The sequence below is a fragment of the Bradyrhizobium sp. 160 genome (assembly GCF_023073735.1).
In the GTDB taxonomy this organism is placed as follows: Bacteria; Pseudomonadota; Alphaproteobacteria; order Rhizobiales; family Xanthobacteraceae; genus Bradyrhizobium.
This window is the reverse complement of sequence record NZ_JADPKD010000047.1, coordinates 13,847-34,382: the sequence shown is the minus strand read 5'-3', so window position 1 is coordinate 34,382 and position 20,536 is coordinate 13,847. Positions and strand designations below refer to the sequence as shown.

Sequence of the window (20,536 nt, the reverse complement as noted above, 5' to 3'; positions counted from 1 at the left end):
TCAAGGATCGTGATAGGGCTCATGAGAAGGCCGGCTCGGTTCGGCGGTGATCGAGTTGAAGCAAACCGGTGCCATCGCAAACCGGTTAGCAACCTGTGCTTCCGCCTCGCGTTCTAATCCGCTGGATACAAGTCAGATGTATCATTTGATAGAACCAGTGCGATTTTTGGCGGCGGTATGGAAAAAGCCCACGAGGTGCTGATCCGGAACCTCTGCGAGCACACCGTGCTCGCAGAGGAGGATATTGCCGAGATCCGCACACTCACCTTCACGGTGCGCGACTATGCGCCGAACGAGGATTTCATCCGTCAGGGCGACGAACCTGAACATTCGGTCTTGGTCGTGTCGGGCATGGTCGCGCGCTACCATCTGCTTGGCAGCGGGCGGCGGCAATATCTCGCGTTCCATCTGACCGGCGACCTGCCGGACGCGCAAGGCCTGTTCATCGACCAAATGGACCATGGGCTGAGTGCGTTGGGGCCTGCTTCGGTCGCCTTCATCCCGCATCGCGAATTGTTCGCCGCGTTCAGGCGGCGACCGCTTTTCGGAATGGCCGTCTGGCGCGAGACGCTGCTCGACGCCGCGATCTTTCGCGAAGCCATCACCAACAACAGCGCCCGTCCCATGCAGGCGCGCATGGCGCACCTGTTCTGCGAGCTGTTCTATCGCGCCCGCGCCGCGCAACTGGTCCGCGGCAATCGCTGCCGCATGCCGATCAGCCTGGCGCAGCTCGGCGAGACGCTGGGCATGGCGATCGCGACCGTGAACCGGACGCTCGCCGATCTCAGGCGGAGCGGGGCCATGGATCTTCGCGATGGCGAGCTAATCGTGCTGAAATGGCGCGAGTTGCAGCGGCTCGGGGATTTCAACCCGGCCTATCTGCACCAGAAGCGTCAGTCGCCGCCGCAAGCGGCAGCGCACGTCAGCGCGAGGTCCGGCTCGAGAGTGGGGAACAACTCTGTCGCGGGCACGTCATCCATGGGACGAGGGAGATGCCCATGAAAGCACTCATCGCAGCAATTACATTTGCAGCCATGGCCGGGCCCGTCATCGCCCAGAATACCGGGCCCGCTCCACAGAGCGGCATGGAAAGGCCGGAGAACACCAACGGCGCCACGGAGAAGGGGACGATGGATACCACCGGCATGAATGCAAATCGGGCAAATCGGCCCGGCATGACCGATGCGTCCAAACAAGAGAACGGGACCGACGGCAAGAAAAAATAAGGGCCGGCGCCATCCACGGCGCCGGCCTTGCAGACATCTTGCAGACATATTGTGTATGACTTGCAATTGTCTCACTCGCGCGCGCAGCAATCGACCAGCGCGCGCCAGATACGTTCGGCCTGCAATTTCCGTTGACGTTCGAAGACGGCGTCATCCTCCGTCCGAGGCGATGTCGCGGTCGGCGTGTCGCGCGGCTCAACCCAGCGCTCCGAGATGGGATCGTACCATCGGCCGAGACTCGTCACATCCAACATTCCCCTCATCGTCTATCCCATGTGCCTGTTGCTGGTGTTCTGGGTGAGTTTGCCATGCGCATCCTGCTCGCGAATGTCCTGCTTCTCGTCATCGCGGGAACTGACGGCGCGCGACCGGCCGCCGTGGGACTCCGGTTCTGCTTGGGAACCGATCGCACCGTTTCGCCCAGGGCTTTGTCATCCGCATTAACTCCATCGTTGCTGATGCGGCATCAATGCAATGAACGTTCGCGGCGTTCCAAATGGTGCCGTTACGTTCCAGATGCCATTGAACTCTGTTCTCCGCCGGAGAACTACGGGCACCGGCTGAGCGTGCCCGCGTGTTCAGGAGTGAACATACAGGAGTGAACGCGTGCCAACCGGCGTCTCGGATACGCCGGGTAGCCGCCGAACACCATCATCCAAGGCGCGCTTCACGTTGCGCGGCGGCGTTGCTCCTCGCCGCATGCAGGCGGTAAGCGTCGATCGCCCTGTTGGCGAGCATCAACTGCCGGCGCTCCCCTGTTCGAAGCTGCGCTTCGATGGCATCGAGAATGACATTGGCGCTCTCGTCCGCAGGACCGAGCTCGCCGCTCTTCTCCAGGCAGCTCCAGGCGATGAAGAATGCGCTTTCGACGGTGCAACGGATCGACATGCGCTGCCAACGCGGCGCGGCCGCAGGTGTTCCGTACGGGCGGGCGAGACTTGCGTCAGGCCCGTCGCGCTTCGGTCAGTTCTTGAGCACGATGCGGCCGACCACCTTGCCGGCGCGGAGCTCGTCGATCCATTTCTGGACGTCGCCCATCGGCTCCTCCCGCATCGGCGTCGGCTTGATCTTGCCGGCGCGTGCGAGCGCCATCAGCTCGTGGGCTTCGGCGAGCGTGCCGACCATGAAGCCCTCGATGGTCATGCGCTTGTAGACCCATTGCACCATCGGCAGCGTGAACTGGCCGCCCATGAGGCCGGAGACGACGATCTTGCCGCCGCGCGCGGCGACCGCGACGGCAAACGCCATCGACTTCTCGTTGCCGGCGAAATCGACGATCTCGTCGAAGCCGCCCTCGCTCTCTTTCAGGATGCGCTTGATCACGTCGGGCTCGGCCGGATCGTAGGCGACGGCAGCACCGTTCTTCAGTGCGGTCTCGCGCGCGGCTGGCGAGAGGTCGGCGACCGTAATCGGCTGCTTGAACATCGCCTGCGCGAACGACAGGCCCATCATGCCGACGCCGCCGAGCCCGATCAGCAGGAGGTTACGCTGGCGCGGACGGTCGACCAGGCGCTTGAGCGCGCCATAGGCGGTGACGCCGGAGCACATTAACGTCGCGGCCTGGTTGACGGGAAGGGGATCGTAATCGAGCAAATATTTGGCGTCGGGCACCAGCACGTGGGTGGCAAAGCCGCCGTCGATGGAGACGCCGAGGAAGCGCTGCTTGACGCAGAGGTTCTCGTCGCCGTTCTGGCAGTCGCGGCACTGGCCGCAGCCGATCCACGGGAATACCGCCTTCTTCGCGCCGACGAGTCCGGCGGGAACGTCGGGGCCGACTTCGTCGACGACGCCGGCGATCTCATGGCCGAGCGTAAAGGGCAGCGTCATGCCGCGCGTGGTATCGAGCTTCTTGCCGCCGCCGAGATCGGCATAGCCGTCCTGGATGTGCAGGTCGGAGTGGCAGAGGCCGCAGCGCTCGATGCGGACCAGGACTTCGCGACCTTGCGGCTTGGGCGTCTCGACGATGGTCTCGCACAAGGGCGCGTCGAACTTGACCAGGGACTGCCTGCGCATCAGCGCCATTTTCTTTCCTCCGGAGTTCTTGGTTACTCAGCTTCGTTGCGTATATCAGCCAATTCACGGGCCATGGCAACAAAGCCGGCAATCGGAATGGTCTCCGCACGCCGCGTCGCATCGACGCCGGCGGCTTGCGCCAGCCGCGCCGGATCGACGCCAAGCGATTTCAGGCTTTGCCGCAGCATCTTGCGGCGCTGGCCGAACGCGGCGGCGGCGACCTGCTCGAGCAGCCTGCGATCACAGGCAAGTGGGTGTGGGCGCGGCTTAAGGCGCACCACGGAGGAGGTGACCTTCGGCGGCGGCACGAAGGCGGACGGCGAAATGTCGAACAGGATTTTGGTCTCGCAGCGCCAGTTGGCGAGCACGCCGAGCCGGCCATAGGCCTCCTCGTCCTCGCGCGCAACGATGCGCTCGCCGACCTCGCGCTGGAACATCAGCACCATCGTCTCGTACCAGGGCGGCCAGGGCTCGGTGGTGAGCCAGTTGATCAGGAGCTGGGTCGCAATGTTGTAGGGCAGGTTGGCGACGATTTTTGCTCGTTCGCCGTCGAGCAGCGGACGCGGGTCGAAACTCATGGCATCGCCATGCACGATCTCGAGCCGGCCGGGATAGCGCGCGGCGATATCCCCAAGCGCCGGGATCGCGCGCTCGTCATGCTCGATGGCGATGACGCGTCTCGCGCCGAGCGCGAGCAAAGCGCGCGTCAGCCCGCCCGGGCCGGGGCCGATCTCGACGATGGTGGAGTCCTCGAGCGGCGCGGCGGCGCGCGCGATGCGCGCGGTGAGGTTGAGGTCGAGCAGAAAGTTCTGGCCGAGCGATTTGCGGGCCGACAGCGCATGCTGGCGGATGACCTCGCGCAGCGGCGGGAGGTCGTCGATCGCGCTCATCAGAGGTTCGCAGCCGCCATGCGGCTGGCGAGCCGAAGCGCGGCGATCAGGCTTGCCGGATTGGCCTTGCCGGTGCCGGCGATGTCGAAGGCGGTGCCGTGATCGGGCGAGGTGCGGATAAAGGGCAGGCCGAGCGTGACGTTGACGGCGTCGTCGAAAGCCACCGTCTTGATCGGGATCAGCGCCTGGTCGTGATACATGCAGACGGCGCAATCATAGGTCTGGCGCGCGGCCTCGTGGAACATGGTGTCGGCAGGCAATGGACCCCTGGTTTCGATGCCGTCGTTGCGCAGCGCCTTCAGCGCCGGCGCGATGATGGTCTGCTCCTCGTGGCCGAGCGAGCCGTCCTCGCCGGCGTGCGGATTGAGGCCGGAGACCGCGATGCGCGGCCTCGTGATGCCGAAGCGGGATTTGAGCTCGGTCGCAACGATGCGAACGGTCGAGGCGATCAATTCGCTCGTGAGTTGGGCCAGCGCCTCGCGCAGCGAGACGTGGATGGTCACGGGCACCACGGCGAGCTGCGGCGACCACAGCATCATCACCGGCTGCGGGACGTGGCCGTCCGTCGCGGCGAGCTCGGCGAGGTATTCGGTGTGGCCGGGATGGCGGAATCCTGCGCGGTAGAGCACGCTCTTGGCGATCGGATTGGTGACGACGGCGCCGGCGCGGCCCTCGCGGACGTCGGTGACCGCCTGGCGGATCGAGGCGAGCGCGGCCGGCGCGCTCGATGCGTCGGGCTTGCCGGGCTCGGCCGTGGCGCGCTCGCCGGTGGCAACCACCGGCAGGGCGTTCGCGAAGGCGGCGTGGGCCTCACTGGGGTTCACCGCGGCAATCCTGATGTCGGCGCCGAGCGCCTTGGCGCGCCGGGCGATCAGCGCCTCGTCGCCGAGCAGGTAGAAGGCGGGCAGGTTCAGCTCACGGCGCCTGAGCCAGGCCGCAATGGTGATGTCGGGACCAATGCCGGCGGGCTCTCCCAGGGTCAGGGCGAGGGGTTTTACCGGGCGCGCTGAGGAGGGCTCGGCCATTAGCGGTTGCGATATTCGATCATCGCCGCCTTGCGGAGCTCTTCGAGATAGGCCTTCTGGGTCTTCTCGTACTTCTCCTGATACATCTTCTCGCGGACCTCGCGCTTCTTCGGCGTGTCGATCATGGTCGGCTTGCGCGCGCACAGCACCACCATCTCGATACCAGCCTTGGTCACTTCGGGCGCGGTGAGGTGGCCGATCGGCGTGTCGTCGAGCACCTTGCGCAGCGCCTCGGGCAGTTCTGCGGTGGTCTTGGTGACGGTGTCGCGGATGGTGGCGTTCGGTGTCGAGCGGAACAGCGAGTTGGCTTCCTCGCAGCTTCCGACGCGCGCGCGGTAGGTGTCGGCTTCCTTCTTCCGTGTTTCCACGAACGCCGGCGACGAGCCGCGCGGCACGATCAGCACGATCGGCTGCATCTTGTATTCGGTGCCCTCGACCTGAAGCTTCTCGCCGCTCTGCGCCTGCACGGCTTGCGCGACGTCGCGCTCGCCGACCTGCAGGCGCTCCTTGTAGCGGCCGCGGACGAGGCTGGTCCAGACCATCTCGGCTTTCATGCGGCCCTTCAGCGTCTCGGGGCGGACGCCCTTGGATTCGAGCGACTTGGTGAGCTGGTCCGGCGTGATGCGCATGCGCTGCGCCATCCCCTCATAGGACTGGTTGATGTCGGAGACGCCGGGATCGACCCCGTACTTCTTGCCTTCCTTCATCTTCACCTTGTCGTCGATCAGCTCGTTGATGACCTGCTCGCGGCTCGGGGTCTTCTGCGTCGTGAGCTGGTCGAGCTTGGAGCGCTGCTCGATGTCGAAATCGGTGATGGGATCGCCATTGACCATGACGACGATGTTCTGCCCCCGCGCCGGCGCACCGGCCAGGAACAGGGCGGCGAGGACGAGAAGGAGGCGGAAGATCGGCAACGGAATCGTCATGGTTATCGCTCGCATGTCAGCCGCGCCGAGCCTGTGGTGGGGCAAGCGCGGCCGGCACTTCAAAACGCTCACTGGAGGCCCGAGGAACCGCTGGTCGTCGACGAGGTCGCCAGCGTGCGCAGGCCGATCTGGAACATGAACGCGTGACTCAGAACGGGCGGTGCGGATCCCGCGGAATAGCTATAGGAAGTTACATAGTTCGCCGCCAGCACGAAGCAATCGTCGACATAGCCGGCACCGAGCACATACTGATTGATCTTGTTGGCCTCGAGATCCCAGCGGGCCGAGCCCGACACCACCCAGTTGGCGGCGACCTTCAGCGAGCCTGTCGTCAGGATGCCCTCGCGGCGGGTCAGGTAGCCGAGTTCCGGCTGCGCTGCGTAATTGCCGTACAGCATGCTGACGGACCAGCGATTGAAATTGGCGCGGCCTTCCGCTTCGAAACGCTGGACGTTCCAGGTCTGCTCGTCCATGCGGGAGCGGACGCTGAACGTATACGTGCTGTTGGGTGAGTAGCTGGCGCTCGTGACGTAATCGGAACGCGGCTTGTCGAGGCCGGAATTGAGGCCGGTATTGAGGGTGTCCTGGACCGTAAAGGAGTTCAGGCCGAACAGGTGGTAGGACTGGCCGAACAGCACCTTGACGGCACCGCCCTTGTCGAACTGCGTCGTGGATTGCACGCCGACATTGGCGCGGCCACCACCCTCGACGCGGTCGTAGCCGGAGAACTTGTCGACGCTGAACAGGTTCGAGGTGTCGAACACCATGCTCTGGGCGTCCTCGTTCGGGAGCTTGCCGGCATAGGTCTCGTTCGGCCGGATGATGATCTGTGCGATCGGCTCGACGGTGGTCGAGCCCCAGGGCTGAATGTTGATGAAGGGGTAGCGGTATTCCAGGCCCACGGTCGGCATCAGGCGGAACGCCTGGGTGTCGCCGACGGGCAGGTAGTTCGACACGCCCGGCTGGTTGGAGACCGAGGAATTGATCGCATCGGCGCGCAGGCTGGCGAACGGCGTCCAGATCTGGCCGAACGGATCGGTGAAGGACTTGCGCCACTGCGCTTCTGCGGTCAGGCGGGTGTAGGTGCCGGGGAAGCCGCGCAGCAGGCACTGCGAGGGCGTACGGGCCAGCGGATCGGCCGATGCCGTCGTGCACAGGCTGCTGGTATTGGCGACCGTCGTGATCGGATCGAACACCGCTCCGTCGCGCGACAGGTTCACGAAATTGGTCTTGTAGCTGAACTCGCCGCCGAAGACGGGATAGTTGAGCACGTTCGAATAGTCGATCACCGGATAGACGATCGGCACCTGGCTCTGGTTACCCGAATAGCTCAGCCAGTACATCGTGCGCGCATCGAAGAAGCTGCGATTGCCGACGCCGGTCAGATAAAGCTGCGACAGCGCTTCCGTTGGCAGCAGCAGGAACGAGCCGAGCGGGTCGCGGTATTGATAAAGCCGGTAGTCCGAGAAGAAATAATAGTCGGACATCAGGACGCCGTCCCAACCCCAGACCCATTTGTCGTTCAGCGCGAACTGGCCCTTGGTGTCGACGGCGCCGCGGAACTGACGGTCGCCGGGCTGCCCGGCGAACGCTCCGGGATCGAGCTGGTCGATGCCATAAGCGCGGATCTGGTAGGCGCCGTCGATCAGGCGCTGCCGGAATTCGCCCTGCAGCATCACGCCCTGCCGCGTCATGAAGCGGGGGGTGATGGTTGCGTCCATGTCGGGCGCGATCGCCCAATAATAGGGAATTTCGGCGCCGAAGCCGGTGTTCGTCGTGCCCGGGAAATAGCCCGGCATCAGGAAGCCGGATTTGCGCTTCACGGTCGGGTCGGGCGTCGAGAAATAGGGCATGTAGGCGAGCGGCACGCCGAAAAATTCGAGCTGTGCCGTCTCGAAATACAGCATCTTCTCCTGCTGGTCGTGGATGATGCGCGCACCCTTCACCTGCCACAGCGGCGGCTTCTTCGGATCGTCCTTACACGGTGCGCAGGCGGTGTAGACGCCGTTCTCGAACACGGTGTAATTGCCGCTGGAGCGGTCGGCGCGGCTCGCGGCCATGCGGGTCTGGTCGGCGGTGTCCACGCGCAGCGAATCGACGAAACCGTCGCGGTAATCGTCGGACAGATCCATGATCTCGGCATAGGTGATCTTGCCGTCGGCATCCGTCATGCGGATGTTGCCTTCGGCATGGAGCCGCTTGGTCTTCTGGTCGTAGATGACCCTGTCGGCCTCGACGCTGGTGCCGTTGTAGAACAGCTGGACGTTACCGACCGCGGAGACGCGCGAATTGTTGTAGTCGTAGTCGACCTCGGTCGCCTGCACCAGCATCTGGTTGTCGTTGGGGCCCCTCTGCGGCTTCGGACGCGGCGGCAGCGGATTATAGGTGTACTGGGCGGAGGCGGGCACCACTGCGGCAAGGTTGATCAGCGCGCCGAGCGAAGCGGCAGCGGCCACTGTGAGCAGGAGCCTGCGAACGGACCAACCGCGCCCGTTCGCGCGCACCAATGTGCGCCGCGTCGAACGAGGCACGAGCCCTCGGTGGACGGCAGTCACTATCCGTCCTCCTGATAGAGCAAGGCCAAAAAGCCGGTGAGGCCGCCCACCACAACGGGCAACCACGCCGCAGCGATCGGATGCATCAACTCAGCCTTGCTCAAATCCTCAGTTACTTTCGACAGGACGTAGAGCAGAAAGCCTGCGCCCACGCCACTCAAAACCATCTTCTGCACGCCGCCCATCCGGAAGAAGCGCAACGACACGGAGGCCGCCAGCATCACCATGGCCGCCAGCAAAAACGGCTGTGCCAGAAGCTTCTGATACTGGAGTCGGTATCCTGCTGTCGCGAAGCCCGAGCTTTCGGAGGAGCGGATGTAGCTCGGTAGTTGCCAAAAGGACACAGTCTCTGGTGTGGAAAAGCTGTTGCGGACCTGCGCCTCGGTCAGTGTCGTCGGGATCTCGAGGCGGGCTTGGTCGACTGGCGGGGAGTCCAGCGAGAAGCGGCGGACGCCCTTGAACAGCCAACGGCCAGCCTCCAGCGTCGCCTCGCGCGCCTCAATCCGTTCCTTAAAGTGCTGCTCCGTATCAAACCGGAACAGGGTGAGGCCGGTGAGCCGGATGCCCTGCTGCTCGCTGCGCGCCGCATTGATGATGGTCTGGCCGTCGCTGGTCACCTGATTGAGCCAGAAGCCGGACGCATCCTGGATGCCGCCGCCGGGCGCCGAGCCGAACAGCTCCGCCTCCATGCGCTTGGAGAGTTCGCGCAAGTTGGCCGACATCGGATTGTAGGCGACGGTGGCGATCACCCCGATCAGGAGCGCGCTGCCGAGCGCCGGCGAGATGAACTGCCAGGCGGAGATGCCGGCAGCGCGCGCGACCACGAGCTCGAGCCGGCGGGAGAGCGCGAGATAGCAGGTCATGGCGCCGATCAGCATGCAGAACGGCGTCAGCTTCTCCAGGAGCTGCGGCACCCGGAACAGCGAGGTCTCGGCCACCATGATCGCCGAGGCGGATGCAAGGCCCGAGGTCTTGCGCACCATCTCGATATAGTCGACCAGCACCAGCAGCAGGAAGATGCTGGCGAACACGCCGAGCGCGGCGACCACGAAGCGGCCGGCGAAATAGCGCCCGAGTGTGTTGGTGAGCATGCTCATGCGATGGCCGGCCGTCTGAACAGCCGCGCGATCCGTGCGTTCGATCTGTTGATGGCCTCCATGAGGCGGGGAGGCGGCTCGACCACGACGCCGCCGATGATCATCCAGAGCCCGACGCCGATGGCGCCCACGACCATCGCGTATTGCACCAGCACCGCCCCCGGCGATTTCACCGCCATCACCGAGCAGGCGAAACCGGCCATGCGCAGGCCGAACACCGCGAGGATCGAGGAGCCGATCGAGAAATTGCGGCTTTGGCGGGTGGTGCGAGGCGCACCCAGGAAGGCGAAGGTCAGCACGGCAAAGGCGAACGGATGGATCGGCGCCAAGATGCTGTCGTGCAGGGCCGAACGGAACTGGCCGGGAATTTGCTTGTAGACCGGGTCGTCCTCGGACGGCGAGAACAGCTCCCAGAGATAGCGTTCGCGGATGCCGAGGGTGACGTCGCGGCCCTGGCCCGAGAATTTTGACATGTCGAAGCCATAGCGGCCGAACGCCACCAGCGCCGGGTCGCGCTTGCCGGCTTCGAAGCGCTGGAGATTGCCCGTCTCCAGCACCAGGAACGATCCGGTCTCGTTCTTCACGACCTCGCCGTGCTCGGCCACGATCGAGACGCGCTCGTTCGGATCGCGGCGATCGTCGATGAAGATGCCGGCGAGGATGCCGCCGGGCTGACGCTCGCGGATCCGGATCGTCAGATTCTTGTCGAGCTGGGCGAAGCGGCCGGGCTGGAGGATGTTGGTGAGCACGTCGGCAGTGATCTCGGCGTCCCATTGCTTGATCCGCCGCATGCCGTCGGGAGCGAGATAGGCCGCGATGAAGGCGACCAGCAGCGCCACCACGCAGGTGGCGTAGAAGAACGGATAGAACAGGCGGAACGGCGAGAAGCCCGCCGCATTCATCACGATGATCTCGGAATCGGTCGCCAGCTTGTTCAGCGTGTGCGAGATCGCGATCATCAACGCGATCGGCGAGATGATCAGGACCAGGGCCGGGATGACGAGGCTGGTGATGCCGAGGAAGGTGAGGATGGTCTGACCCTGGCTCGTCATCAGGTCAATGCCGCGCAACGCCTGCGTAATCCAGATCACGCCGGTGAGGCTGACCAGGACCAGCGCAAACGACGCGAGCGTCGTGCGGAAGATATACTTATCGATCGACCCCATGCGCTACCGCACGAATTCCCACCACGCCCCATGCCGCCGGAATCCCGCTGCCCGACCCAATCCCGAAACGGGATCCCCGAGGGACGGCCAGCCATCGGTTCCGCCAGCTTACTCTCTCACTAGCATCCCTTTGATCCATCAACAAAATGGCTGCCCCGTGGCACCCTCAATATATGGTTAATATTTCGCTCGTTGTGGCCTGACGGCCACGGCGGCGTTGGCATTTGGCGGGCCGCTGGCCCATAGTACGGAAGCCTCAGTGAATCGCCGTTCAGCTCCGGCCCTTGGCCAGGACCGCGGAACGGCGAAAAGCCCCATGTTTTGGAGGAGTTACCCATGTCCGATGCCATCAAGGTCGGCTTTGTCCCGCTGTCTGCCGCCCCCCGTGGCATCCTGGTTGTGTTCTGCGACGATGGCCTGAAGCTCGGCCCCGCGACGGCGAAGGCGCTCGGCGGCGCCGCTGACCTCGTGAAGCGGGCGGCCTCCGCGGCCGCCTTCAAGGGGAAGAGCGGGGCCGCGCTGGACATCCTGGCACCTGAGGGTGTGAAGGCCACCCGCCTGATCGTGATCGGCGCAGGCAAGGCGGCCAGCCTGAAGGCGAACGATTTCCTCAAATTCGGCGGCGTGGCGGCAAGCAAGCTTCCGGCCGGGACCGCAGCCATGACGATCCTGGCGGAGCTGCCCGATGGCGCCATGACCAGCGAGCAGGCGGTCGCGGTCGCCTCGGGCCTTCGCTTACGCGCCTACAAGTTCGACCGCTACAAGACCAAGAAGAAGGACGGCGAGGAGGGCGGCTCGCGCGCCGACATCTCGCTTGCGGTCGGCGATGCCACTGCTGCGAAGAAGGCGTTCGCCGCGGCCGGTCACGTCGTCGATGGCGTGATCATGGCGCGCGACCTCGTCAACGAGCCGCCGAACGTGCTTTTCCCCGAGGAATTCGCGCGCCGCGCCGGCCAGCTCCGCAAGCTCGGCGTCAAGGTCGAGGTGCTCGACGTCAAAGCGATGCAGAAGCTCGGGATGGGCGCGCTGCTCGGCGTCGGCCAAGGCTCGACGCGGCCCAGCCGCACCGTGATCATGCGCTGGGACGGGGCCAAGAAGGGCGAGGCGCCCGTCGCCTTCGTCGGCAAGGGTGTCTGCTTCGACACCGGCGGCATCTCGATCAAGCCCGCCGGCAGCATGGAGGACATGAAGGGCGACATGGGGGGAGCTGCCTGTGTCGTCGGCCTGATGCATGCGCTCGCGGCTCGTAAGGCCAAGGTCAACGTGGTGGGCGCCATCGGTCTCGTCGAGAACATGCCCGACGGCAATGCGCAGCGGCCGGGCGACATCGTCACCTCAATGTCGGGCCAGACCATCGAGATCATCAACACCGATGCCGAAGGCCGCCTCGTGCTCGCCGACGTGCTCTGGTACGTGGCGAAGAAGGTGAAGCCCAAATTCATGGTGGATCTGGCGACGCTGACCGGTGCCATCATGGTCGCGCTCGGCACAGAGCACGCCGGCATGTTCTCCAACAATGACGAGCTCGCCGACCGGCTGATCGCGGCCGGCCTCGAGAGCGGGGAAAAGGTCTGGCGCATGCCGCTCGGTCCCGAATACGACAAGCTGATCGATTCCCAGTTCGCCGACATGAAGAACACCGGCGGCCGTCACGGCGGCTCGATCACCGCGGCGCAGTTCCTGCAGCGCTTCGTCGACGATGTGCCCTGGGCGCATCTCGACATCGCCGGCACCGCCATGGGCGCGCCGAAGACCGACATCAACCAGAGCTGGGGAAGCGGCTATGGCGTCCGTCTGCTGGATCGTCTGGTCGCAGATCATTACGAGCGCAAATGACCGAAGTGCTGTTTTATCATCTGCAAAACATGACGGTGGAGAACGTGTTGCCGCCGCTTCTGGAGAAATCCCTCGAGCGCGGCTGGCGCGTCGTGGTGCAGTCGACGTCGGAGGAGCGCGCCGATGCGCTGGACGCGCATTTGTGGACCTATCGCGACGATTCCTTCCTGCCGCACGCGACATGGCGCGTGAACGATGCCGTCGACCAGCCGATCGTGCTGGCGATCGAGGCGGACAATCCGAACGGCGCCAATGTCCGCTTTCTGGTCGACAACGCCGCGCTGCCGCAGGACGCGGAGGGCTACGAGCGCATGGTGTTGTTGTTCAACGGGGACGATCCGGACGCGCTTGCGCTCGCCCGCAGTGCCTGGGCCGATTGCAAGGCGCGGGGATTTGATGTCACCTATTGGCAGGCCGACGAGCGGGGCCGGTGGCAGAAGCGGAGTTAAAGACTGCTCGCAATTAATGATAATTTGCACTTTTCGAACGATGCTGGCTTCGGTCACCTTCGTGCCGCAAAGGGATGTTGGGACAATCGTTTAGGGCTGGTCCTTCACGCGGGGAATTAGTTTATCGTGCGACATCAAAAGCTTCCCGGCTCGCTCATGATTGCGTTGGCTGCCGTAGCACCGCTGGTCGCGGGCTGCTCTGGCGGGACTGATCTGTTGTCGAAGGACGCAGAATGGTTCCAGAAGCCCGGCCGTCTCTTCATCAAGAACATCTCGATCGAATCGCCGCCACTCACGCCTGATAAACCGGTGGGAGCCGAGGATCTCGTCAGTGCCGACGGTGCCTGTCCCGGCATGGCGCCGCCTCCCGGGCCGGCAGATGCCAATGCATCGAGCACGGCGTCCGCGCCGACGGGCGGCACGGTCGCGCTTGGCCATACCGAATGCGACGTGGTGCGCGGCATCGGCGCGCCTTCGTCGGTCAATCTCTCCAACGACGCCATCGGCCGCCGCGTTGCCGTGGTGACCTGGACGACCGGTCCGCGAGCGGGGATCTATACGTTCACCGCCGGACGCTTGTCCTCGATCGAGGGTAATCCCGAGCCGCAGCCGGTGCCGAAGGCCACCAAGCCGAAGCCGAAGAAGAAGTCGGCATAAGCGCAGCCGCGTGACATGACTTGTTTTCCGGAGAGCCGACGCTTGCGGTCGCTGTTGCTCTCTGTGTCTAAGCGTTCGATCTGAACGCTCCGATGAATGCGGCAGGAAGCCGTTGAATTTGAAGTCCCATTGCTGGCTCTTGCCATCCGTCTCGGCTGAACATATGCGCCGAAGAAGTTGATCGCCTTTTCGGTCTGATTGCCGGCTCCATCCGCGAATGCTCGCGAGGCGGATTACGCCGTGCAGACGCCTGCCACCGCGACCTTCTGGAACAGATGCGGAGAAGCGACTGCCGACGCGGGATAGGCCCCGATCTTTGATTTGAATTCGGGGTGCGTGAACGCAGCCCTGAAGTGGGCAGTCGATTCCCAGACAGCGTAGTTCAGATAGGTCGGACTCTCGCCGATCGCGCGATGAAGCTGAGTGGCAATGAAGCCGGGCTGCCGCTTCATGAAGACCGCATCGTCCTGCCAGACCTCGAGGAAGGTTTGCTCATCGGCCTTGTCGAGGGTGAAGACATTCACCAGGACGACGGGGCCGGCATCGATGCCGAGTTGACGGTCGATCGGAAAAGAAGGGTCCAGCGGGCGTAGCAGCGACATGAAGGCCTCCGGCAACTGGGTTGTATGATGTCAGTGTGGTACTATGGATAGGATGTCAAATTGACATTATGATGTCAATACGGTCTATGGTGACGATATGTTGAAATCGCAGCGAACGTCGGCCGGCGATGCCTTGACCAAGCTCATGCTTGACTTGTTCCGGCTGAACAGCCTGCTCTTGACCGCGGGTGACCGTCTGGTGGCCCGGCTCGGACTTACGAGCGCCCGTTGGCAGATACTGGGCGCCATTGTGCAGGCGGAGCGTCCCCAACCGGTGGCTTGGCTCGCCCGCGATCTGGGCGCCAACCGCCAAAATGTACAGCGGATCGTCAACGACCTGCACGCGGACGGCCTTGTCGCCTTCGAAGCCAACCCGCATCACCGCCGAGCGCAGCTTGTCGTTCTCACCGACAAGGGACGGCGCGCTTTCGATGCCGCGATGGCTTTGCAGGCACCGTGGGTCAACAGCCTTTCGGAAGGGCTTGCGGTGAAGGACCTGCAAACCGTCCATCGCATCGTCGCGGCACTACGCAAGAAGCTCGAGAGCGAGACCGAGGAGCAGACGTAACGCTCGGCGAGCGGGGCACGCGCGTCGGCGGTGCGTCATCATCGTGATCGGGACATGGCTGTTGAACCTGCTTTCCTGATGGTCTTGCCGCCACGAATACGCTCATATGGAGCTACAAGAATTTGGAGGAGACTATGCGGTTCATTGCCTTCATATCGGCTCTGCTTCTGCCGCTCGGCGCGGCGGTCGCCCAGGACTATCCGGCGAGGCCCATCACCATCCTGGTGCCCTTCGCCGCCGGCGGACCGACCGACACCATCGCGCGCCTGACCGCGGCAGGCATGACGAAATCCCTGGGACAGCAGGTCATCGTCGAGAACGCGACCGGCGCCGGCGGCACCATCGGCACGACCCGCGCCGCGCGCGCCCAGCCGGACGGGTATACGCTCTTGATCCATCACGTCGGCATCTCGACCGCCGCGACGCTCTACCGCAATTTGAGCTATGACACGAAGACAGCTTTTGCGCCGATCGGACTTGTGACCAACGCGCCGATGACCATCATCGCGCGTCCGGATTTCCCGGCCGACACGCTCAAGGACCTGGTCGCCTATGCTCAGCAGCAGGGCGACAAGTTGACCTACGCCAATGCCGGGCTCGGCGCGGCGTCGCATCTCTGCGGCATGCTGTTCATGACGGCGATCCAGAAGCAGCTCACCACGGTGCCCTACAAGGGCAACGGGCCCATCATGAACGACCTGCTCGGCAGGCAGATCGATCTCACCTGCGACCAGGCGACGAACACCACCGGACCGATCACGGCCAAGCAGGTCAAGGCCTATGCGATCACCACCAAGGAGCGGCTGAAGAGTCTGCCCGATCTGCCGACGGCCGACGAGGCCGGCCTCAAAGGTTTCGAGCTCGGCGTCTGGCACGGCATCTATGCCCCCAAGGGCACGCCGCCGGCGATCGTTCAAAAGCTGGCGGCGGCGCTCCAGACGGCGCTCAAGGATCCGACGCTGATCGCCCGGTTCAACGACATCAACACCGAGCCTGTCCCGCAGGACAAGGCGACGCCCGAGGCCTTGGGTGCGATGCTGACGAGCGAGATCGACCGCTGGGCGCCGATCATCAAGGCAGCCGGCCAATACGCCGACTGAGTCATCCCAGCACAATGGTGCCGCCGCCGGGCGGCGCCAACCGCGCGGCAAAAGACCATCCAGTGCAATGGCTCATTTCCGGGTATTTACATACCGGTACTGTGCATGGGGTTGTTTTCACTATTTTGATGAGGGGGCCTTTCGGCGTTACCCCGCCGCCTCATTATCGCCTCATTATATTGCGTGCTCGCCTCGAGCCATTGCTCCTCCGCGCGCGCCAATGCGTCGGCCGCGTTCGCGCGAGCCTTCGACAGTTGCGCAGCCTGCTTGGGGTCGCGGGTGAAGATGTCGGGCAGCGCCAGCGCAGTGTCGATCTTGCTGATGATCTCGCTCACGCGGGCGATCTCGGCTTCGGCTTCCGCGATGCGCTTCTTCAGCGAGCCGCGATTGTCCGACCTCACGCGCTGCGGCTTCTCGCTCGCGACGCTGCGCTCGCGCGGCGCTTCCGCGTTGCGCGCGGACAGCACCAGGCGGCGGTACTCGTCGAGGTCGCCGTCGTAATTGGTCACGGTGCGGTTGGCGACGATCCAGAGCCGCTCGGCGCAGGCCTCGATCAGGTAGCGGTCGTGCGAAACCATGATCACAGCGCCGGGAAACTCGTTGATCGCCTCCGCGAGCGCGGCGCGGCTGTCGATGTCGAGATGATTGGTCGGCTCGTCCAAAATGATCATGTTGGGGCCGAAGAAGGTCGCTAGCCCCAGCAGCAGCCGTGCCTTCTCGCCGCCCGACAGTTTTCCGACTATGGTGTCGGCGGCCTTGCCGGAAAAGCCGATCGCGCCGGCGCGGGCGCGCACCTTGGCTTCCGGCGCATCGCCCATCAGCTTGCGCACATGGTCGTAGGCGGAGGCGTCCTCGTTCAGCTCGTCGAGCTGGTGCTGGGCGAAATAGGCGATCGACAGCTTGTCCGCGCGGGTCACTCTGCCAGAGAACGGAGCGAGCCGTCCGGCGAGCAGCTTGACCAGCGTCGACTTGCCATTGCCGTTGGCGCCGAGCAGCGCGATGCGGTCGTCATTGTCGATGCGTAAGGTGACGCGGCTCAGCACAGGCGTTTCCGGATCGTAGCCGACCGAGACGTTGTCGACGGCGATGATCGGCGGGGATAGGATCTTCTCCGGCGCCGGAAAGCTGATCTCGCGCACGTCCTCGGTGACCAGCGCCGTGATCGGCTTCAGCCGCTCCAGCATCTTGACGCGGGACTGCGCCTGCCGCGCCTTGGAGGCCTTGGCCTTGAAGCGGTCGACGAAGGCTTGCAGCCGTGCCCGTTCGGCCTCCTGGCGCTTGACCTGCTTGGCATCGAGCAATTCGCGCGCGGCGCGCTGCTCCTCGAAGGAGGAATAGGTGCCCTTGTAGAGCGTGAGCTTGCCGCGCTCCAGATGCAGGATCTGGTCGACCGAGCTGTCCAGGAGGTCGCGGTCGTGGCTGATCACGATCACCGTTCGCGGATAATGCGCGAGGTGATCCTCCAACCACAGCGTGCCTTCGAGATCGAGATAGTTGGTGGGCTCGTCGAGCAGCAACAGGTCGGGCGCCGCGAACAGCGTCGCGGCGAGCGCGACGCGCATGCGCCAGCCGCCGGAGAACTCGGCGCAGGGGCGCAGCTGATCGGCGGCGGAGAAGCCGAGGCCGGAGAGGATCGCGGCTGCACGGCTCGGCGCCGAATGCGCGTCGATGTCGACGAGGCGGGTCTGGATCTCGGCGATCCGGTGCGGATCGGTCGCGCGCTCAGCCTCGGCGAGCAGCGCGTCGCGTTCGAGATCGGCCCTGAGCACGACCGAGATCAGGCTCTCGGGGCCGTTCGGCGCCTCCTGCGCCAGGCTGCCGACGCGCCAGCGCGGCGGCAGCGTCACCGAGCCGTGCTCGGCCGCGAGTTCGCCGCGGATCACCTTAAACAGGGTCGACTTGCCGGTGCCGTTGCGCCCGACCAGGCCGACGCGGGACCCGGGCGTGATCTGCACGGAACTCTGGTCAATCAGAAGGCGTCCGGCGAGGCGGACGGAGAGATCGGTGATGGACAGCATGCGGCCTTGTCACCGCAGGGCGCGTCGAACGCAACCCGTTTTTCCAATCTTGTCGTTCGAGCGTGATTTTCGGAAAACCGCTTCACACTTTTCCGATCATGCTCCCGTCAGTGCGATTCGCGCTCGCGCTGCCTCAATTCGTTGAGCAACTTCTCGAGGTGCGTCGGGAGGCGGGGATCGGGGCGCAGACTCTGCTGAAGCCGTTCGCCCACGGCATCGCGAATCGAGCGGCTGGTGCGCCGATCGATCTGTTCGCTGTCATTGGCAAGAAGGCCAGCCATCGCGCGGTTCCGTGTTCTCAGAGTAAGGACACGGTACCAAGTCATTGCCCCCAAAATGGTTTCGCTGCCCGCGGGGAATCCCCGGGATTCTCGTCAAAATTGTATTATGGCAGTCATGTCCGCCCAAATAAAAGGCCCCGGCGCGGACGCCGGGGCCTCTCCTGAAGGGTTACCTTGGGGGCGTAGGTAACCCCTTTGTTCAGGAAGGTGCTTGCGGAAGGTGCTGTCGGGCTCAGTAGCAGCGGTTGATCAGCCGCCAGCGGGGTCCCCAGGGGGTCGGGACTAGCCGGCGCACGTAGCAGCCGCCATAACCGTAGAAGACGGGACCGCCGACATAGAAGCGCGGTCCGCCCCAGCCGCGGTGCCAGCCGCCGCCGTGCCAGCCTCCGCCGTGCCAGCCGCCATGCCAGTGGGCGGAAGCGGAGGTCGGCGCCAGCGCGGCACCGAGCGCGACCGCGGCGACGGCGGCAAGCGAAAGTTTCCTCAACATGGTGATCTCCTCAACAATTGCCGGCGCGGGGCTATCGCGCCGATGGAAACGCCGCCGAAACGCTCTGCCTCAATGTCAGGCTTCGGTTTCGATAGACCCGACCTTACGCCCGCGAAGCTGAACCGAAACCTGATGCGGGTTTCAGATTCGGTTCATCTGGGTGAAATCGTTGTAATCCATGTTGAATCGCGGGTTGCGAGTCCTGCGGCGAAGCGCCTGTGCGGCTGTTTCGCCGGTCGCTTGCCGTCCGGCAACGGCGCCGATATAAGCCCCGCAACTGCGAACCCCCGCATTCTCCCCGAGGACAAGATTTATGGCCATCGAACGCACTTTCTCGATCATCAAGCCCGACGCGACCGAGCGTAACCTGACCGGCGCGGTCAACGCCGTGATCGAGAAGGCGGGCCTGCGCATCGTCGCACAGAAGCGCATCCGCATGACCAAGGAGCAGGCCGAGACCTTCTATGCCGTGCACAAGGCGCGCCCGTTCTTCGGCGAGCTCGTCGACTTCATGACCTCGGGCCCGGTCGTGGTGCAGGTGCTGGAAGGCGAGGGCGCGATCGCCAAATACCGCGAGGTGATGGGCGCGACCGATCCGGCCAAGGCTGCCGAGGGCACCGTCCGCAAGCTCTACGCCAAGTCGATCGGCGAGAATTCGGTGCACGGCTCGGATGCGCCGGAGACGGCAGCGATCGAGATCGCGCAGTTCTTCTCGGGCAACGAGATCGTCGGCTGATCCATCAGCCGATAGGTTAGACGGGCGAAAGGACTCATTGTGGACTGGCTCTGGCAGATCTTCGATCCCGCTACGATCGGGGCATTCTTCACCCAGTTCCGCAACGAGATGGCTGCGCCGACTTTCTGGATCGCGGTTGGCAAGATCATCTGGATCAATATCCTGCTCTCCGGCGACAACGCGCTGGTGATCGCGCTCGCTTGCCGCGGCCTCAACCCGCGGCATCGGCTGTGGGGCATGATCTTCGGTGCCGGCGCAGCGGTGTTGCTGCGGATCATCTTCACTGGCATCGTCGCGACGCTGATGGTGCTGCCGTATCTCAAGCTCGTCGGCGGCCTTGCGCTGATCGTGATCGCGGCAAAGCTCCTGGTGCCGGAAAACGAGGACGAGGATGACGTCGAGTCGGCCTCGCATCTGTTGCAGGCCATTCAGATCGTCGTGGTCGCCGACATCATCATGAGCCTCGACAACGTTATTGCGGTCGCTGCCGCGGCCAATGGCAGCGTGCCGCTGCTGATCCTCGGCCTCGCCATCAGCGTGCCGCTGATTGTCGCCGGTGCAGCGCTGATCATGGCGCTGCTCGCAAAGCTGCCGGTCCTGGTCTGGGCTGGTGCTGCGCTGCTCGGCTGGATCTCAGGAGAAGTGATCGCGACCGATCCTGGCGTCGCGCCGAAGCTGCACACGCTGTTCGATGGCCCGCTCGGCGCCTCGCTGGACAGCATGCTCGGCGCACTTCGCATCCCGCCGCAATTCACCCATGGCGGCGGAGGCGGCGAATATCTCTGCGCGCTTCTCGGCGTCGTCGTCGTGCTGGTCGTCGGCACCATCTGGCGCCGGCGCAGCCTGGGCGCGGCCGCGCTCGAATCCTCGGAGCGCCACGCCAAGGCCTCGGTCGAATAGT

At 64.4% G+C, this 20,536-nt stretch carries 21 protein-coding genes and 1 pseudogene; 9 read left to right on the top strand and 13 right to left on the bottom strand.

The window, feature by feature from the left end; all coding sequences use genetic code 11:
• The first annotated feature begins 177 nt into the window (after window positions 1-177).
• Entirely contained in the window at window positions 178-1,002 is an 825-nt protein-coding gene (locus IVA98_RS18280) for a Crp/Fnr family transcriptional regulator (protein WP_247304279.1), read from the top strand.
• Window positions 999-1,226, top strand: a complete 228-nt coding sequence (locus IVA98_RS18275) for a hypothetical protein (protein WP_247304277.1) — start codon at window positions 999-1,001, stop codon at window positions 1,224-1,226. Before IVA98_RS18280 ends, IVA98_RS18275 begins: the two co-directional genes overlap by 4 nt.
• Window positions 1,227-1,297: 71 nt before the next feature.
• On the opposite strand, the gene IVA98_RS18270 is transcribed toward IVA98_RS18275, so the two are convergent.
• The 9 genes from IVA98_RS18270 to lptF all read right to left on the bottom strand — a co-directional run bounded on the left by IVA98_RS18270 (window position 1,298) and on the right by lptF (window position 10,898).
• Window positions 1,298-1,480 (bottom strand): hypothetical protein, encoded by a 183-nt coding sequence (locus IVA98_RS18270; RefSeq protein WP_247355296.1) that lies wholly within the window; start codon window positions 1,478-1,480, stop codon window positions 1,298-1,300.
• 397 nt (window positions 1,481-1,877) lie between these two features.
• Window positions 1,878-2,114 carry a hypothetical protein gene (locus IVA98_RS18265; protein ID WP_247304273.1) on the bottom strand — a complete coding sequence of 79 codons (237 nt, stop codon included), beginning with the start codon at window positions 2,112-2,114 and terminating at the stop codon, window positions 1,878-1,880.
• A 75-nt stretch (window positions 2,115-2,189) separates the two neighbouring features.
• The gene (locus IVA98_RS18260; protein WP_247304271.1) at window positions 2,190-3,248 is read right to left on the bottom strand and encodes an alcohol dehydrogenase; all 1,059 of its coding nucleotides are present in this window, start codon (window positions 3,246-3,248) and stop codon (window positions 2,190-2,192) included.
• A gap of 23 nt (window positions 3,249-3,271) precedes the next feature.
• Window positions 3,272-4,129 carry a 16S rRNA (adenine(1518)-N(6)/adenine(1519)-N(6))-dimethyltransferase RsmA gene (rsmA, locus tag IVA98_RS18255; protein WP_247355295.1) on the bottom strand — a complete coding sequence of 286 codons (858 nt, stop codon included), beginning with the start codon at window positions 4,127-4,129 and terminating at the stop codon, window positions 3,272-3,274.
• The gene (gene pdxA, locus IVA98_RS18250; RefSeq protein WP_247336398.1) at window positions 4,129-5,154 is read right to left on the bottom strand and encodes a 4-hydroxythreonine-4-phosphate dehydrogenase PdxA; all 1,026 of its coding nucleotides are present in this window, start codon (window positions 5,152-5,154) and stop codon (window positions 4,129-4,131) included. Before pdxA ends, rsmA begins: the two co-directional genes overlap by 1 nt.
• Window positions 5,154-6,080: a peptidylprolyl isomerase gene (locus IVA98_RS18245; protein ID WP_247304264.1), complete on the bottom strand. Its 927-nt coding sequence runs from the start codon at window positions 6,078-6,080 to the stop codon at window positions 5,154-5,156. The genes pdxA and IVA98_RS18245 overlap by 1 nt, the downstream gene beginning before the upstream one ends.
• 68 nt (window positions 6,081-6,148) lie before the next feature.
• On the bottom strand, window positions 6,149-8,635 hold the full coding sequence (gene lptD / locus IVA98_RS18240) for an LPS-assembly protein LptD (protein WP_247304262.1): 2,487 nt from the start codon (window positions 8,633-8,635) through the stop codon (window positions 6,149-6,151).
• Window positions 8,635-9,732 carry an LPS export ABC transporter permease LptG gene (gene lptG / locus IVA98_RS18235; protein WP_247304260.1) on the bottom strand — a complete coding sequence of 366 codons (1,098 nt, stop codon included), beginning with the start codon at window positions 9,730-9,732 and terminating at the stop codon, window positions 8,635-8,637. The genes lptD and lptG overlap by 1 nt, the downstream gene beginning before the upstream one ends.
• A complete protein-coding gene (gene lptF, locus IVA98_RS18230; RefSeq protein ID WP_247355294.1) occupies window positions 9,729-10,898 on the bottom strand; it encodes an LPS export ABC transporter permease LptF in 1,170 nt (389 codons plus the stop codon). Before lptF ends, lptG begins: the two co-directional genes overlap by 4 nt.
• 336 nt (window positions 10,899-11,234) lie before the next feature.
• Here lptF and IVA98_RS18225 point away from each other — a divergent pair, with 336 nt between their 5' ends.
• The 3 genes from IVA98_RS18225 (at window position 11,235) to IVA98_RS18215 (ending at window position 13,840) form a co-directional block, all read left to right on the top strand.
• Window positions 11,235-12,734, top strand: coding sequence for a leucyl aminopeptidase (locus IVA98_RS18225; protein ID WP_247304256.1), 1,500 nt, complete (start codon window positions 11,235-11,237; stop codon window positions 12,732-12,734).
• On the top strand, window positions 12,731-13,183 hold the full coding sequence (locus IVA98_RS18220) for a DNA polymerase III subunit chi (RefSeq protein WP_247304255.1): 453 nt from the start codon (window positions 12,731-12,733) through the stop codon (window positions 13,181-13,183). The genes IVA98_RS18225 and IVA98_RS18220 overlap by 4 nt, the downstream gene beginning before the upstream one ends.
• A 165-nt stretch (window positions 13,184-13,348) precedes the next feature.
• The gene (locus IVA98_RS18215) at window positions 13,349-13,840 is read left to right on the top strand and encodes a hypothetical protein (protein ID WP_247304606.1); all 492 of its coding nucleotides are present in this window, start codon (window positions 13,349-13,351) and stop codon (window positions 13,838-13,840) included.
• Between the two features lie 233 nt (window positions 13,841-14,073).
• Here the strand turns inward: IVA98_RS18215 and IVA98_RS18210 are convergent, their stop codons facing one another.
• Window positions 14,074-14,442, bottom strand: a complete 369-nt coding sequence (locus tag IVA98_RS18210) for an antibiotic biosynthesis monooxygenase family protein (protein WP_247304254.1) — start codon at window positions 14,440-14,442, stop codon at window positions 14,074-14,076.
• A 97-nt stretch (window positions 14,443-14,539) separates the two neighbouring features.
• On the opposite strand from IVA98_RS18210, the gene IVA98_RS18205 reads away from it, so the two are divergent.
• The gene (locus tag IVA98_RS18205) at window positions 14,540-15,010 is read left to right on the top strand and encodes a MarR family winged helix-turn-helix transcriptional regulator (RefSeq protein WP_247281686.1); all 471 of its coding nucleotides are present in this window, start codon (window positions 14,540-14,542) and stop codon (window positions 15,008-15,010) included.
• Between the two features lie 134 nt (window positions 15,011-15,144).
• On the top strand, window positions 15,145-16,110 hold the full coding sequence (locus IVA98_RS18200; RefSeq protein WP_247304253.1) for a tripartite tricarboxylate transporter substrate-binding protein: 966 nt from the start codon (window positions 15,145-15,147) through the stop codon (window positions 16,108-16,110).
• A 167-nt stretch (window positions 16,111-16,277) separates the two neighbouring features.
• Here IVA98_RS18200 and IVA98_RS18195 read toward each other — a convergent pair.
• The 3 genes and pseudogenes from IVA98_RS18195 to IVA98_RS18185 all read right to left on the bottom strand — a co-directional run.
• Window positions 16,278-18,128: pseudogene (locus tag IVA98_RS18195) on the bottom strand (ABC-F family ATP-binding cassette domain-containing protein); the annotation flags it as partial.
• Window positions 18,129-18,235: 107 nt separating this feature from the next.
• Window positions 18,236-18,409 (bottom strand): hypothetical protein, encoded by a 174-nt coding sequence (locus IVA98_RS18190; protein ID WP_247304251.1) that lies wholly within the window; start codon window positions 18,407-18,409, stop codon window positions 18,236-18,238.
• A gap of 232 nt (window positions 18,410-18,641) precedes the next feature.
• Window positions 18,642-18,899: a sulfur globule protein precursor gene (locus IVA98_RS18185; RefSeq protein WP_247304250.1), complete on the bottom strand. Its 258-nt coding sequence runs from the start codon at window positions 18,897-18,899 to the stop codon at window positions 18,642-18,644.
• A gap of 313 nt (window positions 18,900-19,212) precedes the next feature.
• Between IVA98_RS18185 and ndk the strand changes: the two genes are divergently transcribed.
• On the top strand, window positions 19,213-19,635 hold the full coding sequence (gene ndk / locus IVA98_RS18180; RefSeq protein ID WP_035715388.1) for a nucleoside-diphosphate kinase: 423 nt from the start codon (window positions 19,213-19,215) through the stop codon (window positions 19,633-19,635).
• A gap of 39 nt (window positions 19,636-19,674) precedes the next feature.
• Window positions 19,675-20,535 (top strand): TerC family protein, encoded by an 861-nt coding sequence (locus IVA98_RS18175; RefSeq protein WP_247304248.1) that lies wholly within the window; start codon window positions 19,675-19,677, stop codon window positions 20,533-20,535.
• The last annotated feature ends 1 nt before the right edge of the window (window position 20,536 follow it).

Excerpts from the sequence above, each read along its gene's own strand:
- IVA98_RS18185 (WP_247304250.1), bottom strand. The coding sequence starts at position 18,899 with ATGTTGAGGAAACTTTCGCTTGCCGCCGTCGCCGCGGTCGCGCTCGGT.
- rsmA (WP_247355295.1), bottom strand. The coding sequence starts at position 4,129 with ATGAGCGCGATCGACGACCTCCCGCCGCTGCGCGAGGTCATCCGCCAG.
- IVA98_RS18190 (WP_247304251.1), bottom strand. The coding sequence starts at position 18,409 with ATGGCTGGCCTTCTTGCCAATGACAGCGAACAGATCGATCGGCGCACC.
- IVA98_RS18225 (WP_247304256.1), top strand. The coding sequence starts at position 11,235 with ATGTCCGATGCCATCAAGGTCGGCTTTGTCCCGCTGTCTGCCGCCCCC.
- IVA98_RS18210 (WP_247304254.1), bottom strand. The coding sequence starts at position 14,442 with ATGTCGCTGCTACGCCCGCTGGACCCTTCTTTTCCGATCGACCGTCAA.
- lptF (WP_247355294.1), bottom strand. The coding sequence starts at position 10,898 with ATGGGGTCGATCGATAAGTATATCTTCCGCACGACGCTCGCGTCGTTT.
- IVA98_RS18265 (WP_247304273.1), bottom strand. The coding sequence starts at position 2,114 with ATGTCGATCCGTTGCACCGTCGAAAGCGCATTCTTCATCGCCTGGAGC.
- IVA98_RS18200 (WP_247304253.1), top strand. The coding sequence starts at position 15,145 with ATGCGGTTCATTGCCTTCATATCGGCTCTGCTTCTGCCGCTCGGCGCG.
- pdxA (WP_247336398.1), bottom strand. The coding sequence starts at position 5,154 with ATGGCCGAGCCCTCCTCAGCGCGCCCGGTAAAACCCCTCGCCCTGACC.
- IVA98_RS18280 (WP_247304279.1), top strand. The coding sequence starts at position 178 with ATGGAAAAAGCCCACGAGGTGCTGATCCGGAACCTCTGCGAGCACACC.
- IVA98_RS18260 (WP_247304271.1), bottom strand. The coding sequence starts at position 3,248 with ATGGCGCTGATGCGCAGGCAGTCCCTGGTCAAGTTCGACGCGCCCTTG.
- IVA98_RS18270 (WP_247355296.1), bottom strand. The coding sequence starts at position 1,480 with ATGTTGGATGTGACGAGTCTCGGCCGATGGTACGATCCCATCTCGGAG.
- lptG (WP_247304260.1), bottom strand. The coding sequence starts at position 9,732 with ATGAGCATGCTCACCAACACACTCGGGCGCTATTTCGCCGGCCGCTTC.
- IVA98_RS18205 (WP_247281686.1), top strand. The coding sequence starts at position 14,540 with ATGTTGAAATCGCAGCGAACGTCGGCCGGCGATGCCTTGACCAAGCTC.
- IVA98_RS18220 (WP_247304255.1), top strand. The coding sequence starts at position 12,731 with ATGACCGAAGTGCTGTTTTATCATCTGCAAAACATGACGGTGGAGAAC.
- IVA98_RS18245 (WP_247304264.1), bottom strand. The coding sequence starts at position 6,080 with ATGACGATTCCGTTGCCGATCTTCCGCCTCCTTCTCGTCCTCGCCGCC.
- IVA98_RS18275 (WP_247304277.1), top strand. The coding sequence starts at position 999 with ATGAAAGCACTCATCGCAGCAATTACATTTGCAGCCATGGCCGGGCCC.
- ndk (WP_035715388.1), top strand. The coding sequence starts at position 19,213 with ATGGCCATCGAACGCACTTTCTCGATCATCAAGCCCGACGCGACCGAG.